Origin of the sequence: Sphingomonas profundi (assembly GCF_009739515.1) — a bacterium.
Taxonomy (GTDB): Bacteria; Pseudomonadota; Alphaproteobacteria; order Sphingomonadales; family Sphingomonadaceae; genus Alterirhizorhabdus; species Alterirhizorhabdus profundi.
This window is the reverse complement of sequence record NZ_CP046535.1, coordinates 4,215,532-4,230,567: the sequence shown is the minus strand read 5'-3', so window position 1 is coordinate 4,230,567 and position 15,036 is coordinate 4,215,532. Positions and strand designations below refer to the sequence as shown.

The window sequence follows — 15,036 nt, the reverse complement described above, 5'->3', positions numbered from 1 at the left end:
GCCAGCCCACCACGCCACACTTCGGGAGCGGCGACTATGATCCATGTTGGCTCCCAAGCCATTGCTGCATTTATAGTTGTTCGTGCGTTCACCGTGACAGCGCGCGTGGCGAAGCCGCGCGTCAGGACGCTGGAGGAGGATGGATGAAGGTTGCCGAGGAGCAGGAACTCGGTCGTGTGATGGCTGAAATCCAGGAAGCGATGGCGGCGACGACCACCGTCCTTACGATCCACACGGCCGGGACGACGCCGGCCTTTCTGTTCGCCGGCTCGGGCGGCGAAGACATGATCGCACCATTGATGCGAGAACTACCGCTTCAGGAGGCGCTCTCGCGCGGCGAGCATGGCTGGTTCGAGCTAGAGGGTGGCGACGGCGGCATTCACTTAGTGCTGGCCATGCCTGTGCAACAGGTGCCGGGGCACAGCCAGCTTGTCATAAGTGCGGTGTTCGAAGCCATGGACGCGGCGGAGCGAGGCGCGGCGGAACAGGTCTATCTGCGTCGGCGCCCCTTCGCGGTCGGTTATTTTCGCCTCTGGCAGCTGGATCGAGCGCGAATGCGGCGCATGGTCGCGCTGGAGGCGGCGCTCAATCGATTCGATCTCGGCATAATCCTGCTTGATCGCGACGGACGCATCGCATTCGCGAACAGTGCGGCCGAGACGGTGCTGCTCGATGCAGATGGTCTTCGACGCCATCGCGGCGGCATCGCCGCTACCGGCCTGCAGGATGCGATAAAGCTGCGCGCCGCTGTCGAGCATATCGCGGGCGCCGATGGCGCGGCGACGCGCGCCCCGCTGCTGATGCTCGCACGGGCGCAGCGACCGTCGCTCGTCGTGTCGGTCATGCCGTTGGACGAGCCGCCTGCCGAGGCTAGCGACGTCACGGCCATCCTCTACATCCTTGATCCAGCACTCGACACGGAACAATTGCTGCAGCCGATCTGTCGGCTATATCATCTGACACCCGTCGAAACGAAGCTGTCCTGCCTGCTCACCGGGGGCGCAACCCTCGCCGAAGCCGCCGTCTCGATGAAGATCAAGGAGCATACGGCAAAGAGCTGCCTCAAGCAGGTATTCGCGAAGACTCGCACCAATCGTCAGGCGGATTTGATCCGGACGCTTATGTCAAGCCTTGTGCGTGCTTCTCGCGCGGCACCGTTCGAAGTTCTTTAGTAAGCGTATCAGAGCGTCGCCGAGGCCCGCGGTTCGGGTTCGGACCGCTGCTCCCCGTCAACTGCCGCCGGATCAGCACCTTGTAGACGTAGGCGATGCTCACCCTAACCGCGCCGCTCGCCCAACCGGCACGCCGCCATCCGCCGCCGCGATCATGATCCCGCAGTTATTGTAATCAGCTCTGATCCGATCGCCAGCTCATCGCCGTCTCCCGCGTGACAGCACTATATGAATTGCACGATCTCACCTTTAAGAGTTCTATCAGCGGTTCCGCCTAGTATGATCAAGCTCGGTTTTCTCTAGGCTACAACCGACGCTTGATTTAAGCGCTCGCATCCTACGACTTTATCGTCGAGCACTGCTGTCAAGTGCCAATCATCCCCTTGCCCAGACAGGACATGTCATGCCATCCAAACAGCACCGGGAAATGTCGGGAACGATTCCGGAAAAACCATACTAAATAGAGCGATATGCCACAAGCGCGATTGTTACAAGTATTACCAGTGCCAAGACTTCGATCTCAGCGCGTCGGGTCGGGTCATTGTTCGACATTGCAACACCCATTATGTTAAAGAGGCGCATTAACAGCCTTGACTGAGCTACCCGACTGCTTGGTAATGCCATCTCTTGTACAATGAACTCCCCTAAGCAATGAGCATGGTAAAGGCACTGCCCGCGGTGTGGTTATAGTCTAGACAAACGCATCCGGATGTTTCCGCAACGTCTCCGCGCTTCCGCGAGCGCAGCCGCCAACGCATGGTCGTGGACAAAGCTCGGCGGAACCCCGTCGTCATTGATCCTAGGGAGTGGCTGCCCCCAGCAGATCGAGCAGCGTATATCTTCTCCAGGTCTCGCGATTGCCTCTGTGGCGTCGATGGGCACCCAACCGCTGCCGGCACGTATTTCGCCTTTAATGACCGGCTCGTTCATTCAGGAGCTCCCGCGTTCCCCATCCGGTCTGACGCGATCTTGAACTTCGGTGTGCAACATGAATCAGCGGCTGTACCGGCGAACGGAGATACGACGCCGCTTCTTTACGACAGCGAAAGCGCGATGCGATCAGGCCGTTCCATCCGGCAGGTCGAAGCTCAAACTAGCCAGGATCGCTTGGAGGATCGCCAGCGATTTCTGCATGGTGGCGGGAGAATCGCCTAACTCTATGGCGATCTCCTCCTTCACCTCAGCGGCGGTCTCGATGATGTCGACCGCGTCCTGCACTGTGATCACAGAGCGGGCGATGAGCCCGTGGATGAGGCTCTCGACAAGCAACATGGCCGCTTGTCCATGGGGGTCAGGGCGATGGGTGGTGATGTCGCGACGGAGGTCGTTGTCGTTGGAGATCTCGTCGACCATCGTGGAAAACTCCGGACCAGGCGAGAGCACGAGTGACTCTCAGCCGTCGGAGCCTGGACCTGGGCCGACGATCGCCTCTCATAGCAGGCGGGAGCAATCGCGCTACCACTCACATTAACATTCGACTATAACATCGGACTATGTTCCTGAATGCCTATACGTGTGAATATAGCCTATGGGGAACCGCTTCATCGACAAATTGCGCGGCTTTGGCGAGTTGAGCGAAGCAGACATGTCGGCGCTTGCTACGGCGACCGCACGGCCCAGGAAGTTCGCCGCCAGGCAGGATCTGATCCGGGAAGGAGACCGTCCCGGCCCCGTGATCGTCATGCTCGAAGGCTGGGCCTGTCGCTATAAGATTCTGCCGAACGGCACGCGGCAAGTGCTGGCCTATCTGATGCCCGGCGATTCCTGCGATCTGCATATTGGTTTGCTGGCGGAGATGGATCACAGCATTCAAACCGTCACGCCATCAGTCGTCGCGACGATCAGTCGTGGCGAGATGGACGCAATGATGGACGGACACCGCGAGATCGCCAGAGCGATGTACGTGGCGCAGCTGGTTGACCAGGCTACCATGCGCGCCTGGATCACCAGCATGGGCCGGCGGACGAGCATCGAGCGGGTGGCCCATCTCATGTGCGAACTCTACCTACGCGCGCGTAACATCGGCCTTACCGATGAGCCTACCTTTGGGTTGCCCTTGTCCCAGTTGCTGCTCGCCGACTCTCTGGGCATGACGCCGGTGCACCTCAACCGGGTCTTGAAGGAGCTACGGCAAAAGGAAGTGATGGTGCTACGGCGTGGGAGCCTCATCATTACCGATCCGGCCAAATTGGTCCAGATCGCGGGCTTTGACGAGAACTACCTTCATCGGAGGCTTCGCAGCGCCGCGTAGCGTCAAGACTCGTGTAAGTCTTGATCCAAGATAACAACTGCTACTGCTATTCATGCGATGAACTACCCGACTGGCTGCTCAGCGATGAGCCCGCTATTTGCGAGGTCAGGATGGACATCGTTCGTCTGCGTTTCGAAGCGATGCAGTGCCATTTGGCGGCAACGAGATCGGAGGATTTAGTAGAGCGAGAGCGGCTCTATCTTCAGGGTCTCACGTTCAGCGCTCTCGCTGACCAATTGCAGGCGCTCACCGATGGATCAGCGCCGCCTTTGACTCCGCTAGAATTAACGCGTCGATTTAACTGATCCACATCAAATCCTGGCTTTCAAATTGAAGTATCGCGGGTAGTGTTCGTCGGCTGGTCTTGCCCCACCCCCTGCCCAGCCGACGAGCACCACCTTGAAGGCCATGTGACAACATGGTCAGCGGGCCGTCCGCTGGTGCAATCGACCGAACGTCCCCGGTCCACAACTTGCACGATACTGCCGTGCCTCACCTGAGGAGACACTCCTTGTCTAAGCCGCCGCCATCCGGTCCCCGTTCTGACATCACGGGCATCAACCGAGACGCGCGCGTCAACACGCCGAACCGCGATGCGGGTAAGGGCTCGGCGAAAGAATTGGATGAAGCTGACAAGCTCAGCATCGGCCTGCCTGATGAGGGCGAAAACGCTCCCGAGTGAATGCACGTCTGGTGCTGGCCAGCCTATTGCAAGAGTTCCGGCACGCCTCGATCCAGGATCAATCAGGAGATGGCTTATGCCCGCTACCTTTACCAGCAGCGGTGCCGCTGGGTGACGTCCGACGTGATCGTGCAGATACGCCTGAACGACGGGCAGCGCCGGGAGGTGGGGCCGGGCAACAGCCTGGCCGTGATCCGGAACGGGCCGTATCGCGGCTATCTCCTGCTGTCGCGCCACAAGTATCTGCCGGGCGGCGGATCGTACGACCCGACGTTCGTGGTGCGGCCGGACGGACGCGAGACATTGCGCGTGCCGGGGTCGGAGGATGACGAGGAGGCGGTAGCGGACTGGCTGGAGCAGAACGGCTGGTGGGCGTCCTGACGCCGCCGCTTGTGCCGAAGTGCTAATTCTGTGCTACTCCGCCTCGTCCATCTCCGCGTCCACGCTGTCGGCAAACTCGCGTGCGGCCTCGCGGTCGTCCTCGCTGGTGAACGCCTCATCCACTTCCGGCGCGGCGCCCAGCATGTACATCAGGCACCATAGGCCGAAGCGCTGCTCCTCGTCCTTCTCCAGCGCGAACTGGAGCCGCAGGCGGGTGGTGCCCGCCACCAAAGCATCGGGCGATAGCGCTTCCAGGTCGGCGGTGCCGAAGAAGCGAAAGAGAAGCTGATCGAAGTCCATTCGGCCACCATAACACGCCCGCGGCCGGTGTGTCCGGTCCATTGGCGAGGCCGAATCACGCGGGCCGCGGGGCAAAGGCTTGAGTCGTGTTCCTGCTATGTTCTAATCTCCGCCACCGGAGGACACGACTCATGAACCTCACCCTGCAAGGCCAGCCGCACGAGCGCGTCAGCGTGTCGGGCGACATCACCACCACTCTGCGGGTGCCGGTGGGCTGGGCGGACCGGCGCTTCCGCGTGGCCACCTCGGACGGCACGCTGTTGCTGGGCACCTACAACGAGGGCAGCTACCGCTTCGCCGTGGAGGTGGAGGGCGCCGCGATCACGCGCGTGCGCAACACTGGCGCCAGCGACGTGGTGACGCTGGACTGGGCGGTGGAGTGGATCACGATCAGCGACGTGGAGGACTCGGCGTTGACGGTGCGTCTGCCCGAGCCGCTGCCCCTGTTCGGGCAGCTGTGACCACGGCGCGGTTCGACACGACCTTCAGCTTCGGGGCCAACGGCGCGCAGTGCCGGGTGGAGTGCAAGTGCGGGCGCGCGCGCACCGTGGACGCAGAGGAGCTGCGGCGCATGTTCCCGCTGCCGGTGCCGATCGCGCGAGCGGAGCTGCGGCTGGTGTGCCGCGGCTGCCGGCGGCGTGGGCACGCGCGGATGGTGCCGGTGCCGATGGAGAGGGGGTGAGACATGCTGTAGGTCACCCCCGCGGAGCAGCCGCCGATCCTCGAACTGCCAGGCTCCCCGCACAGCCGATACCCGCGAGGGCCAACGTCGTCGCGCACGAGAGCCATAGCTCTGCCGTCTGCGTAGGCCGGCTGGCGGGGCTGGCGGGGTTGCGGGCGGGGCTGCGGCACCCGCAGAATGGCGGATTTCCGTCCTTTGCGGGGTTGGCGGGGTCGCGGGGTTGTTTCTAATTAGAAGGTAAGGGCGGCCGGCTGGCACATGGCCTGCCGGCGCGCAAGCTGGCTGGCGGGCGCTAGTGAAAATACACGCAAAACAACCCCGCCAACCCCGCAACCCGCCAGCCTAACCTATACCGTTGTCATGGCTCTACATTCTCGGCGGGGTTGCTGCCGTGCCAGGGGGTTGCCAACCCCGCCGCAGCCCCGCCGCAACAGTCGGCTGGTCGTTCGCGAAGTGCGGCTGCGCCCAGCGTCAATCCCGTGCGCATACGGCCGTTACTGCTCGCCGCGGGGTTGGAATGGATCGGGAGGGTACCACTTCGTCGCCTTGCTGGCGCGTCGGTTCCCGGACCACAATCCGTCGCTCCGGCGGTATGGGCGGCGGCGCCCGATATCGCCCGCGGCGGCGTGCGGCAGCCTCGTCTCGAACCGCCTCACCTCCAGCGCGGCTTCCTCATCGCCAGCGCGGGCAGCTCGTCTGAGCCAATGCCGGTAGCCGGCCAGATCGCGCTTGTTGAAGTGCGTCATCGCCAAGTTCTGAGCGGCACGCTCGTTGCCCAGGCGGAACGCGCGTCGCTCCAGCCCTATTTGCGAATATGGGTCCGCGGGCTTGCCCGCCGGCCTTATGCGCCCGGAGAGCGCGAGCATGGCCTCCGTGTGGCGCCTCAGCGCGAGGTGCCAGAGCATCGGCTCGCCGAGGCCGACAGCGTTGCCGTCCAGGATCGCGCTTGCCCGATCGTACAGCCTGTCTTGCCGAACGTTGGTCATGTTCCACGCCTTCAACCGAATAGCCCCCGGCATCAAGCCTGCGCCTGGGATCGCTCGCGATCTGCACCGTTGACCTGCTTGCCGGAACCGGGCCATTGCTAGGTAAGGGAGCGTCGCTTCTATCTATATTGTGCGGGGTTGGGCAGATGCGGACAAGTTTGCTGTTAATTATAGCTACGGCTCTGATCGCCGCATCGCCGCTTGCGGCACAGAACGCAAGTCAAGTCGTCCTCGCACCCGGAGAGGTTCTCGCGCAGGCCGCGGGAATGGGACAGGTGCGTAGCCGACCCGAGACTGCACGCTTCCGCCTCACCGTTACGGCCCGGGCCAATAGCGCAGCCGCCGCTCGCAACGCGTGCGATGCGGCGCAACGCGACCTTCAGGCTAAGCTGCGGAGCGTGGGAGTGCCTGACGCAGCAATCACGGTGTTGCCGCCGGTTACATCGCAGATCGGGTTCATCGGCAACGAAGCTTACTCTGACGATGAGACCCCAAATCCTGCGGGTGCGGCAGCGCTGCTCGCGATGGCTCGGCAGCAAAAGATTGCCACGGTCGGCGTCCAGATCGAGCTTACCGACATGAACCGCCTAGCCTCCGTACGTCAGGTTCTCCTCGACAGGGAGGACGTCACTGCTCAACCCCCGACACTCTCCCTTCGTGATGACACCGCCGCGCGACGCGCAGCTATATCTCAAGCGATTGCAAAGGCTAAGGAAGAAGCCGAGGCCTACGCTGCTGCGCTAGGCCTGCGCGTGTCACGCATAGTGCGCGTATTCGATCCGGCCGCCACTTCGGAACAACCGCAGGTTTGGTCGCAGATGATCACGCTTATGAATGGCGGAACTGGTACCGAGGTGGTTACAGACGCACGCGTAGGCATGGAAGTTGTGCTGGCTCCCCGCTGAGCTGTAAACGTCCACTTCTACTTTAAATAACCCGGAAGCCGACACCCGGGTTGAGCAGGCTGGTCCGCGCCATGCCCCGACCCTATCGTTCGGCTCCTGCCATCCGACAAGGACGCCACGCCGCTCGTCGGGATCTCAATCCGCAATATGCGACAACCTCGCCGAGAACCGCACGCTCGGCACCTCCCGGCTGCTGCCGCGCACCTCGGCGGCGTAGTCGCCCGCCACCCCCTCCAGCTGCACCACAAGGTCGTTGTAGCCCAGCGCCGAGGTGACGCCCGGCACGTGCCGATGCTGCGTGACGCACAGCTCGGCGGTGAACAGGTCGCCAACCTGGCGGTACGTGCCCACGTAGGCCATGCCGCTGTCGCCGCCGCGCAGCTTGGCGTCGGCGGAGAGATAAGCGACGCCGTAGTCGGTGCCGGCGGGGGTCTCTATGGCCAGCTTGTATAGGCCGGTGGGTAGGGGCATTCTCGTGTCCTCTGCGCTGCTGGCGCGGCGGTGGAAGGGAGGCGCTGGGCCGCGGCTCCGGCGCCGCTGGTGGTGTTAAGGGGTCGATAGCGGGAGGGGGCGGAGTGGACCAGGGGGGTGTTGCGCGGCGACGCAGTGCAAAGCGACGTGACTATGGCGTCACAACCGCTCGGTTTTGACACCAACGTCTACATGCAAGATGGATAGGCCGCCAATGATTGATGTAGATAGAACGTGATGCTTGTACGCTTATAGCCCGGCATGCTCTCGCTTACGCGAGAATTGGTAGTTGTTGTCTGATTGCACTTAGCGTCCGGTTCCCAAAATCGGACCTTATATCAAATTGTCGGATGATTACCGAGCATTACTCGGCAAAGGATGACGCGCCCAATGCCTTTGCCGCCTCATTGGGTAACCCAGTTTTCTTTATAGGTATACATTGAAGTATTCTTCGCCAGTCTCCACTATCAATAACAAGCTCTATCTCTCTTCGGGCGAGTTGCTCAATGCTACGAAGGTCTATTGTAATTGGTGTCAGGTGAGCAGCCTTGATAGCTGACGGGCTGAGCTTTGCCTCGCTTAACGTACGCTCTAAAAGCCAACTAGTTCTAAGAGCAATGATCTCAGGTTTGTCCCTAGCGGCAGTTTCCCTGCAACGATCAGCCATTGTCGCGATCCGAGCTTCAAGTGTCGGTCCACCCGAGAACGCAATATCAGCATCAACAAAACACGATATCATCTCGTCATAGAAAAATATGTTTTCGATGGTCGGGTTTGGAAGCACAAAGATATTTTTCGCTGCGAGTCTCATCCGCTCGTCGAAACTACGCCCGTCGCCATCTATAATTACATACGGAACAAGCCAATGTTGCTCCACGAGACTCTTTAAAGCACCAACAGCCTCTTGTACCTTTCCATGCCCTCCCCGGGGAGCAACCTTAACGCTTTCGTACACATGGCTGTAAAGCGCTAAGTCGCGCGATCCACCTTCTCCTTCAACAAATAGGATCTCCCGCCTTGATCCTAGGAGGGCTGTTCTCAGGTCTTCGGGGACGCTTTCTATATCTTCGATAACACGAGCATCAAAAACACGATGTTCCGGATTTATGTTTGTTACGGTTGAGTTTCGGATATGTATGACGTGTGTCGGGGATAATCTCTCAATTAGGAACACGTCATGAGATGAAACAACAATCGAGACTTCTGGTCGGGCCCTGATGCACGCATCCAATAAAAGGGCGGTAATGCTAGGATGTAAATGTTTTTCTGGCTCATCAATCAGAACAACGGTATCGTCTGATGAGTAACAATAACCGAGACAATAAAGAGTGCAGCTCGCTCTCCATCAGACATTGCGTCAATAGGGTATGTCGCTCCCTCCCGCGCTGCGGAAAGGCCATCCGCCGTCAACGTAAATCGTACAGGGAGACGAGCGCCTTCAAAAACTAGGTTTAACGTGTCTATCGGGCTTAGCCGTAGTGATCCTGCCTCCCTGCTGTCGTAATAACCTTGCGCAAAGCTATGCCGAAAGTCGCGATTGTACGCTGCCTCGGCATGTAGAAGCCGGCGGACGGTCGTCTTAAACTGGTCCTCCGCCCAAGCGCCTTTATAACGGTTGAAAGCATCAACATGCTGGAACATGTTCTTGACGAGTTGAGCAGCGTCCTGGCCTATTGTCTCCCAGCCGTTATTGAAGTTTATCTGGCGATGTCCTGGCAAATATGTTGCTACCCCCTGTGGTAGAGAGCGAAACAAAGCAGCGAGCAGCGCAGATTTCCCAACCCCATTTGGACCAGCAACCAACGTTGTGGAGCCTGCCGAAATTGGGAGAGAGACATAGCTGGTCGGAGTCTGAAAGCCGATGTTGTATGTGATTGCCATCGCTCGATCATCGCTCCTTATTTAGGTTTCGTCCATGCTGCAATCTTAGCGGCACCGCTCGTCGCATGGGCATCGAACGAAGACACGGTGCTATCAACCGGTGCGAATAACTGCTGCGTCCCCCCCCCCCCGACTTGATCATTCTTTCAGCTCATAACTCAAGTGTCAAAACCAGTCGGCGCTGACATTAACGATCACCCGACAGTTTTTCGCTGCTGTCCAAGTGTCTGAAGTCCGCGTCACAATGGCCGCTGGTGGGATCCGCAGACCTGCCTTTTAGGCCAGCCTGGCGCCGAGCTGCCCAATCTGCCTGGCAAGCTCCGCTTTCCCACGGATGGCACATCCACCCACGACGCCTTACATCCCCCCCCCATGATCCTTGCCCGCATCGACTGCTGGATCGGCGCCACCCTGTTCGTCCCGCCGATCGTCAAGCTCTGCCAGCGCATTGGCCAGACCCAGTACGCAGTGTCGCGCCTGTTCTGGTTCGTCGCCGCGCTGGACGGGCTGTGGCGGGCCGACACCCTCGGCTCCGCCATCATGTTCGGCGTGATGAGCGTGGTGATGATGGTCACCGCGTCGCTGCGGGCCGACTGGCCGACACGCAGCTCTATGGTGTTCCGACTGCTGGCGGTCGCGTTCCTAGCGATGGACGTGGCGCAGGGCGCCGCCAAGGGCGAGTGGGCCGGCGTGGAGTTTTGGGTGATCGTGCTGGCGGCTGAGTACGCCGCGGCGATCAGGAGGATTCCGCCGGGAAGGCGGGAAATAAGGCGGAGGTTGGGCGGTCACGGACGGTCTGATCGGGCAGGCCGACCTACAAGACGCCGCAAGCCGTCCTCGGCCCCATAATCCCAGAGCCGTCACCGCTGCGTCTGACAGCGGCTGTCAAAGCAGTTGAGGGCCTGCGTAGGCGGTCGCTGGGGAAGGCACCGCCCGCGGCGTGCCGAAGCCGTCGCGAATTCCGCAAGAACTTGCTATGTGGCTGACTAACCGCGGGCCACCGAGCGGCGGGCACAAAAGGAGAGCGACGATGCACCGCATATTCCCGCGCGCCCTGCTGGCGTGCATTATCGAGGGCAGGTCGCCAGACCCGCAGGAGCTGGCGTGCGTCACCGATCGGGTGTTGCGCGAGGCGTTTGGCGGGAGCCCGGCCTACGGGCGGCAGCATGCGGCGGCGGTGGCGCGGGCGGCGTTAGCCGGCGTGGATACGGCGTTGTCGGGCACAGAAGCGATCGCGGCGTAAAGCGGCCCCACATACGACCGGCCGCCCGGGACTCCTTACGTGGTCGGCGGAGGCCGACCCGCAAGCTCGCGCTCGAGCGTCTCGAGCAAGGTTTCGAGCGCTGCGAGCGCTGGCCCGGCGGTATTGCCCCGTGCACGGCAGCCTTGTCAAGAAGCTCGCGCCAGAAGGCGATCGTGTCGGGATAGACCGGGTGCCCGCGCAGCCGCTTCGCGCTCCCCACGGCCAGCCTCAGGTTATCGGCGATCGTGCCATCTATCTTCATCCGTGGCGGTAGCACGGATGGAGACTGGCGCCAGCGAGATGAAGGGCGACGAGCGAGGCTTGGCCTCGTCCGTCGTCCGCCCCTCGAAATCAACCTTCGACCGTTTCCCCCCGGGCCTTCGCGAGCGCCTCGGCACCGCTCACCTTCTTCGCGCGCGGCTTGCGGACGGGCTCCTCGGTGGGGGCCGGCGCGGCGACCTTCGCCGGCCGACCACGCTTTGCCCTCGGCGCCGGCGCTACGACCTCCTCAGGCTCCGGCTCTGGGGCCGGTGTCTCTGCCGGAGCGCTCTTGCGACCCAGGCCAATCGAGTGCGCGAGGGTCCGACGCTTCTCGGCATAGTTCGGCGCCACCATCGGGTAATCGCTCGGGAGGCCCCACTTCCGACGATACTCGTCCGGGCTCATGTCGAAGTTGGTGCGCAGATAGCGCTTGAGCATCTTCAGCTTCTTGCCGTCCTCCAGACACACTATATAGTCCGGCTTGACCGAGGCGCGCAGGGACACGGCGGGTTCCTGCTTGACGGGCTCGGGCTCGGGCGCCGCGTCCAGGCCGGTGAGCGCCGCGTACACAGAACTGATCAATGTGGGCAGATCCGCGACCGGGACGTTGTTGTTGCTGACGTGCGCGGATACGATGTCCGCAGTCAGCGCGACAATGCCTTCAATCTCCGGGTTAATATTCTCGTCCGACATGCGTGATTTCACCCTTCTGATTTTCCGGATCGCAATCGCTGATAGCTATGCGATTCATAGCCGCGGGATTAGAAGTATATTCTAAGGGTTCAACCATTATCAATGACGCACGGAGTCCGCTTCTATCTCGACATGTTGAAAACGATGAACGACGATATTCAGCCGTGCCAATCCTTTAGGTTCGTCGCCCGGCGCTTCCCGCCTATGGTGCAAGAACGCCCGCGTCGATCAGGGTTGATGCTCCGAACGTCTTTACAACAAAGACATATCCGAGGCGTGTTAGCTTCAGCGTTTCGTAAGTTACCGTGGCATCGTGAACTTCGATCATACCATTCGACACCATGTCGCGGCCAACGCCGTTTTCGATGATATATTCAACGCCTTCGATTTCGAGCCGACGCGGCAACAGGCAACCGGGTTCCAACATCACGTCATTTGCTAAGGCGGTTGCGACGATCGCGCCCGCTTGCCGGGGCTTCATGCCGATCGTGTCATCGTTCTTCCAAAGTCCCGCCGCGCGCGTGAACGTCGCGACGGGCTTGATTGGGACGGACTTGACCGGCGTAAGTTTCTGAAACCATCGGTTGATGATTTGGCGTTCCGGATCGTCCGCTTCGCCCCAAAGCGAATCCCGCCCGCGCTGGCGGCTTTCCTCCGATGGGTTTGATGTGCCTTCGCCGCCATCCGTTTGGTTGGTGAGCGGGCCTAGCTTCAGATCGTGTCTCCCGATTTCGGCGATCAGCGCACGTTCGCGTGCGAGCGCGCCAGCCTCACTGAGGAATGAACTGTCGACGCGATATGCAACCGTCTGCCCTTGGCGATGCAGGCTCCGAATGACGTTTAGCTTGTGCGTCAATGCCGTCGTTGTCCGTGCGTCGGCTTCGTGCTGGAGGCAGCGAAACTTCACGCCTTTGCCCACATAAAAGGGTTCGCCGCATGGACGGCATAGGACGTAGACGTAGAACGGATGATGATCCCGTAAGGCGGTTCGAATGGCGATAGCATCAAAGAGGTTCGTCATATCCGGCGACGATAGGGAAAAACGCAGCGATCCGCAGCCCCGCCGCGCGCCTATGGGGCATCAGCTTATGCGGGTCGACGCGAGATGAGCGAATGGTCGCCGCGGCCTTCTGGCGCAAGAACGACGCTGAGGGATCACGAGTGCTCAAGGGTCGCGGCTTAGCCGCAAAGCCTCTCGACGCCGCTCGACGTCCTCTGAGGTTCCGCGGCCGGCCGCCGGGCCCGGCAGGGCCTGCTATAGCCGGAGCGCTGTCGAGGCCGCCCCGGCGCGGCCCCTACTTTATCGGCACCGCGCCCGGCGCACCGCACTTGGCGAACTTCCCCTCGGCGTCCTTGCACGGCGCGGCTGACGCCGGCGCCGCAGCGGTGACGATCAGGGCGAGCGAGGCGGCGCCGAGCAGCGGACGGAACAACGGCGTTCTCCATGCGCCACCGGCGCGGGAATGCGGCGGGCGTGGATGGCATGCCACCGCATACGCGCGCCACGGGCTACAACGAGCCTCATCGATCCGGACATCGCAGGCCGGAGATTGGCTGGATCGAAAATGATAGTGGCACGATTGCCGGGGATACAAATTCAGCAACATCGCGTTCCATCGCGCGCTTCAGATGATATTACCTAACCGCAGAGCGGCTGGGGTGTCATGGCTAAGATCATTATCAAAGACGAGAGGGCCGTGCCGCCCGCCTCACCGCGCGGCAAGCGACTTTATCGCGATGTCAGCGGAGAACCGCCGACCCTGTACAGTTTATCGAGAACAACCGTTTTCCTCGCTGCCGTCGCTTGGACCGCGACGATCGGGTTGGCTTTCATGCTGGGACGCGCCTCAGTCGCTCCCCTGAGCCAGACTATATCGATCGCGCCGGAGAATGCAGTACCCGATCACTCAGGTCCGAAGGCTCTGGCGTCCGCAAGGCCTTCCGTGCAAGCCACCGCTCCAGCCGAGATGCCGAAGCACGCCGAAATTTACCCTCGGTTTGCGAGCGTAGTTCCAACTGCCTTCAGAGGCTCATGGGACGAAATCGTCAGCGATCGGTGTGCCGGTCGAGAGGCTCGTTACACGCTAACAGCGACGACGTTCAGAAACTTCGAAGTAAATACAGACGTTGAAAAAGTGAAGGTGATTAGCAAAAATCAAATAGAACTAAGCGTCACGGGCTACGATGAAGGAAATAACCAGTTCAACGATAAGATCGGCTTTCGCCTCTTGGATAACGGGAAAACCCTTTCCGGTGATAAAGAGGATTCAAACCTTTACCGAAAATGTCCGCCTTGACCGGTCGATATACACTATTTTCATCAATACACAGACTGCCTTAACAGGCGATCAGTCGTCGCAGCCCACATTCCGCTGACCTCGCCGCGCTTTTGCGGGACGGTCGCGTTGACAATCCCCGCAGAGCAGGGCCGCCTGAGCGATGCGTTCGCCTTGATGCCGGCGGCAAGCGGATACTAAATGAAAATCAGCTGAAGCGAGCCAGTGCGAACACAATCAGGACTGCTCGACCGTCGTGGACGTCCTCTGAGGCGCGGCAGCACCCGCGCGGCGGGGCAAGTGCCTGGCACGCCCGGCGGGCCTTCAGACGCCTTGAAGGCTGCACCGCTTACGTCAGCGCGCGGCCTCCTTCTTAAGCGGCGGCAGACTCGACAGCTCCGACGGCAAACCCTGCGCGAAAGCGACGCAGCCCTCCAGTTCGCCCCACGTTGCCGCCTCGCAAAGCCGCGCGTCCGTGACGTTCCGCTGGCGCGCCCAGCGGTATCCGCCGATCACGTCGGCGCAGTCGCTCACGCATCCGTACCCGGCGAACGCCAGCCCGCTTCCCTTCAGGTCGCGGTAGGCGTCGAACGCGGCATAGGTCTGTCCGCCCTTCTCGCCGCCGGTGTCCGCGGCTGAGCCAATCAGATCGCGGCGGCCGTTGGCGCCGAAGCCGGGCCGGCTTGCGGCAGCGTCGCGATCCGGTGGGTCACACCCCGCCAGTAAAAGGGCGGACATTGCGATGATAGCGAGCTGTCGGATCATGCGGCAGCGCTATGCGGACTGTCCCGCCTGATCAAGGTGACCGCAGCTGCACCTCTCTCGGCGACGGCGCACGAGGCCGATCACCCT

At 61.3% G+C, this 15,036-nt stretch carries 20 protein-coding genes; 10 read left to right on the top strand and 10 right to left on the bottom strand.

What is annotated here, in order from left to right:
- The first annotated feature begins 143 nt into the window (after window positions 1-143).
- Window positions 144-1,172, top strand: coding sequence for a helix-turn-helix transcriptional regulator (locus GNT64_RS20070; RefSeq protein ID WP_156681116.1), 1,029 nt, complete (start codon window positions 144-146; stop codon window positions 1,170-1,172).
- A 1,059-nt stretch (window positions 1,173-2,231) separates the two neighbouring features.
- Here GNT64_RS20070 and GNT64_RS20065 read toward each other — a convergent pair.
- Window positions 2,232-2,525 carry a hypothetical protein gene (locus GNT64_RS20065; protein WP_156681115.1) on the bottom strand — a complete coding sequence of 98 codons (294 nt, stop codon included), beginning with the start codon at window positions 2,523-2,525 and terminating at the stop codon, window positions 2,232-2,234.
- A 175-nt stretch (window positions 2,526-2,700) separates the two neighbouring features.
- Between GNT64_RS20065 and GNT64_RS20060 the strand changes: the two genes are divergently transcribed.
- From GNT64_RS20060 to GNT64_RS20050, 3 genes are all read left to right on the top strand, one after another.
- A complete protein-coding gene (locus tag GNT64_RS20060; RefSeq protein ID WP_231639115.1) occupies window positions 2,701-3,423 on the top strand; it encodes a Crp/Fnr family transcriptional regulator in 723 nt (240 codons plus the stop codon).
- A 511-nt stretch (window positions 3,424-3,934) separates the two neighbouring features.
- A complete protein-coding gene (locus GNT64_RS20055; protein ID WP_156681114.1) occupies window positions 3,935-4,105 on the top strand; it encodes a hypothetical protein in 171 nt (56 codons plus the stop codon).
- A gap of 69 nt (window positions 4,106-4,174) precedes the next feature.
- Complete coding sequence (locus GNT64_RS20050) at window positions 4,175-4,486, top strand: hypothetical protein (protein WP_156681113.1); 312 nt, start codon at window positions 4,175-4,177, stop codon at window positions 4,484-4,486.
- Window positions 4,487-4,519: 33 nt separating this feature from the next.
- Here the strand turns inward: GNT64_RS20050 and GNT64_RS20045 are convergent, their stop codons facing one another.
- Window positions 4,520-4,786 (bottom strand): hypothetical protein, encoded by a 267-nt coding sequence (locus GNT64_RS20045; RefSeq protein ID WP_156681112.1) that lies wholly within the window; start codon window positions 4,784-4,786, stop codon window positions 4,520-4,522.
- 131 nt (window positions 4,787-4,917) lie between these two features.
- Between GNT64_RS20045 and GNT64_RS20040 the strand changes: the two genes are divergently transcribed.
- Together GNT64_RS20040 and GNT64_RS20035 are read left to right on the top strand one after the other, a co-directional pair.
- On the top strand, window positions 4,918-5,247 hold the full coding sequence (locus GNT64_RS20040) for a hypothetical protein (protein WP_156681111.1): 330 nt from the start codon (window positions 4,918-4,920) through the stop codon (window positions 5,245-5,247).
- The gene (locus tag GNT64_RS20035) at window positions 5,244-5,468 is read left to right on the top strand and encodes a hypothetical protein (protein ID WP_156681110.1); all 225 of its coding nucleotides are present in this window, start codon (window positions 5,244-5,246) and stop codon (window positions 5,466-5,468) included. Before GNT64_RS20040 ends, GNT64_RS20035 begins: the two co-directional genes overlap by 4 nt.
- Window positions 5,469-5,962: 494 nt before the next feature.
- Here GNT64_RS20035 and GNT64_RS20030 read toward each other — a convergent pair whose 3' ends face one another.
- Window positions 5,963-6,454, bottom strand: coding sequence for a hypothetical protein (locus GNT64_RS20030; RefSeq protein WP_156681109.1), 492 nt, complete (start codon window positions 6,452-6,454; stop codon window positions 5,963-5,965).
- Window positions 6,455-6,600: 146 nt separating this feature from the next.
- Between GNT64_RS20030 and GNT64_RS20025 the strand changes: the two genes are divergently transcribed.
- Window positions 6,601-7,359 carry an SIMPL domain-containing protein gene (locus GNT64_RS20025; protein WP_156681108.1) on the top strand — a complete coding sequence of 253 codons (759 nt, stop codon included), beginning with the start codon at window positions 6,601-6,603 and terminating at the stop codon, window positions 7,357-7,359.
- 135 nt (window positions 7,360-7,494) lie between these two features.
- Here GNT64_RS20025 and GNT64_RS20020 read toward each other — a convergent pair whose 3' ends face one another.
- The 3 genes from GNT64_RS20020 to GNT64_RS20010 form a co-directional block, all read right to left on the bottom strand.
- On the bottom strand, window positions 7,495-7,830 hold the full coding sequence (locus GNT64_RS20020) for a hypothetical protein (protein WP_156681107.1): 336 nt from the start codon (window positions 7,828-7,830) through the stop codon (window positions 7,495-7,497).
- A 364-nt stretch (window positions 7,831-8,194) separates the two neighbouring features.
- A complete protein-coding gene (locus tag GNT64_RS20015) occupies window positions 8,195-9,076 on the bottom strand; it encodes a DUF4435 domain-containing protein (RefSeq protein WP_479683749.1) in 882 nt (293 codons plus the stop codon).
- Window positions 9,077-9,108: 32 nt separating this feature from the next.
- Window positions 9,109-9,711, bottom strand: a complete 603-nt coding sequence (locus tag GNT64_RS20010) for an ATP-binding cassette domain-containing protein (RefSeq protein WP_156681105.1) — start codon at window positions 9,709-9,711, stop codon at window positions 9,109-9,111.
- Window positions 9,712-10,083: 372 nt separating this feature from the next.
- On the opposite strand from GNT64_RS20010, the gene GNT64_RS20005 reads away from it, so the two are divergent.
- Window positions 10,084-10,560, top strand: a complete 477-nt coding sequence (locus tag GNT64_RS20005) for a hypothetical protein (protein ID WP_197277143.1) — start codon at window positions 10,084-10,086, stop codon at window positions 10,558-10,560.
- A gap of 181 nt (window positions 10,561-10,741) precedes the next feature.
- Window positions 10,742-10,954, top strand: coding sequence for a hypothetical protein (locus GNT64_RS20000; protein WP_156681104.1), 213 nt, complete (start codon window positions 10,742-10,744; stop codon window positions 10,952-10,954).
- Between the two features lie 351 nt (window positions 10,955-11,305).
- Here GNT64_RS20000 and GNT64_RS19995 read toward each other — a convergent pair whose 3' ends face one another.
- The 3 genes from GNT64_RS19995 to GNT64_RS21690 all read right to left on the bottom strand — a co-directional run bounded on the left by GNT64_RS19995 (window position 11,306) and on the right by GNT64_RS21690 (window position 13,341).
- Window positions 11,306-11,908, bottom strand: a complete 603-nt coding sequence (locus tag GNT64_RS19995) for a Ros/MucR family transcriptional regulator (RefSeq protein WP_156681103.1) — start codon at window positions 11,906-11,908, stop codon at window positions 11,306-11,308.
- Between the two features lie 202 nt (window positions 11,909-12,110).
- Entirely contained in the window at window positions 12,111-12,929 is an 819-nt protein-coding gene (locus GNT64_RS19990) for a GIY-YIG nuclease family protein (protein WP_156681102.1), read from the bottom strand.
- 274 nt (window positions 12,930-13,203) lie between these two features.
- Window positions 13,204-13,341 carry a hypothetical protein gene (locus GNT64_RS21690; protein WP_197277142.1) on the bottom strand — a complete coding sequence of 46 codons (138 nt, stop codon included), beginning with the start codon at window positions 13,339-13,341 and terminating at the stop codon, window positions 13,204-13,206.
- 231 nt (window positions 13,342-13,572) lie between these two features.
- Between GNT64_RS21690 and GNT64_RS19985 the strand changes: the two genes are divergently transcribed.
- A complete protein-coding gene (locus GNT64_RS19985) occupies window positions 13,573-14,205 on the top strand; it encodes a hypothetical protein (RefSeq protein WP_156681101.1) in 633 nt (210 codons plus the stop codon).
- Window positions 14,206-14,538: 333 nt separating this feature from the next.
- Here the strand turns inward: GNT64_RS19985 and GNT64_RS19980 are convergent, their stop codons facing one another.
- Complete coding sequence (locus GNT64_RS19980; protein WP_156681100.1) at window positions 14,539-14,949, bottom strand: hypothetical protein; 411 nt, start codon at window positions 14,947-14,949, stop codon at window positions 14,539-14,541.
- Window positions 14,950-15,036: the final 87 nt, after the last annotated feature.